The organism is Kurthia sp. Dielmo, from assembly GCF_000307285.2.
GTDB classification, from domain to species: domain Bacteria; phylum Bacillota; class Bacilli; order Bacillales_A; family Planococcaceae; genus Kurthia; species Kurthia populi.
Genome location: NZ_CAEP01000210.1, coordinates 1 through 428 on the forward strand (window position 1 = coordinate 1; position 428 = coordinate 428).

General features: G+C 40.4%; 1 protein-coding gene. It reads left to right on the top strand.

The annotated features are described in order from the left end of the window. Positions 1-428, top strand: a 428-nt coding sequence (locus KTHG_RS20945) for a hypothetical protein (protein ID WP_186439475.1), incomplete at both ends; no start/stop codon positions are given.

Genomic DNA, 428 nt, shown 5'->3' on the forward strand with positions numbered 1-428 from the left:
CAGATGATTATTGAAGTAGACATTTCAAGTGTCGGTTTTGAAAGCAGTTTAAAAGATATGCAACGTGCATTAAAACAAAATCAACAAAAGATGAAAGCTGAAATGGCGGTCTACGATACATTAGACGATAAAATCGGCAAACTCGAAGCGAACTATGATGGATTACGCGATTCCATGAAGCTCAACGCAAAACAAATCGATAAGCTGAAACAAGCCTATGCAGATGAAGTGGCAGCGAGTGGCGAATCATCGGAAAAAGCACGAGAATTAGCGCGCCAAATCAATAAAACAGTGCAAGAACAAGCCAAGTATCAAGCACAGTTAAATCGCGTTACATCGCAATTAACGGATGCGCGCGATGGTACAGAGGAATTGCGGAAATCGATTAGTCTTTTAAGTACAGAGAATCGTTCAATCGTGGCAAATTT